The organism is bacterium endosymbiont of Bathymodiolus sp. 5 South (assembly GCF_900128535.1).
GTDB lineage: Bacteria > Pseudomonadota > Gammaproteobacteria > PS1 > Pseudothioglobaceae > Thiodubiliella.
This window is the reverse complement of the sequence record NZ_FQTR01000328.1, coordinates 1-1,233: the sequence shown is the minus strand read 5'-3', so window position 1 is coordinate 1,233 and position 1,233 is coordinate 1. Positions and strand designations below refer to the sequence as shown.

At 37.7% G+C, this 1,233-nt stretch carries 1 protein-coding gene; it reads left to right on the top strand.

All coding sequences use genetic code 11. The features are described from left to right. Positions 1-1,233: YhdP family protein (locus tag BBROOKSOX_RS11230; protein ID WP_306821353.1), on the top strand; the 1,233-nt coding region annotated here is incomplete at both ends.

Genomic DNA, 1,233 nt, shown 5'->3' with positions numbered 1-1,233 from the left:
ACAGGTGCAATTTAGTAGTCAATTAAAAGCATTAGAGTTGAAGTTTGATGCGGATTGGGAACCCCTTAAAAAACTTAATGCCAGTTTGGAGCTGGATGGCAAAAGAATGACAGTGATGGTGCATGATAGCAAACTTAATAATATGGCGCTCAATGCGATAAAAATTCAAATTGATGATATCAGTCAACAAGATTTAGATGCCAAAGTTACTGGCAAAATTAATACTCAGAGCGAGCGCTTGGTTGAATTTTTAAAACGCGCACCACTTGATAAGTCAATACATGAAATGCTAAATAGTATTAATTTATCTGGCAGAGTAAATGGCGATATGCACTCGGTGATTCCGTTAGATGAAAGAGAGTTAATATTGGATATTGACTTGAGCCTGAAAGATAATCGTTTGTCTGTGCTAGATGACAAGGTTGTGATTGAGGGCTATAACTCAAAGCTGGCATTTCATCATAATAAGATTACTGCCACTGGTAGCGGCAAGATTCGCGGCAAGCTATTTGACATTCGTATCAATCCTAACAACAAGGCTGATGACCACGAGCGTATCTTTGGGGTGGAATTGATTGACAGTAGCAGTGGCTTTAAAGCGTACATAACGAAGCAACTTGATCAATCTTGGCGTGGCAGGGTTGAATCCAAATCGGCTAAGGGTAATGTGGCAGTTTTTCCAAATGAAAAGGGCATTCCGAATGTTAGATTATTAGGCTTAAAGGTCATAAGTTTAGATGCGATTAAAGGTAATTGGAAAATCACACCAGAAGATTTTCCTAGTATGCATTTAAGTGCTAAAAACATTCGTATTAACGAAGATATTTTCCCAGACTTTAGTGTCAAGTTGGTTTCTAAGGATAGCGTACTTTCCATTAATAATTTACAGTTTGAAGGGTTTGGTGTTAGCAAAAAAGTGCTTAGTTTTAAAGGCGCTTGGGATGGTAAACACACACAACTTAGTGCTAAGGCAAAAGGCAAAAATTTGGCTGAATTTTTGCAACGGTTGAAAGTTAAAGAAAAAGTTACAGGCGGGGAATTTGATTTTGATGTGAGCCTTGCTTGCGAATGTGCCCCATGGAATATGAACTATCAAGATATCACTGGTCATCTTGATATAAATGTCAAAAAAGGCGTATTCACTGACCAAGATCCTAATATTGGGCGAATTTTGTCACTGCTCAATATTAAATCAATTGCTAAGCGCCTGAGTTTAAATTTTTCTGATGTTAC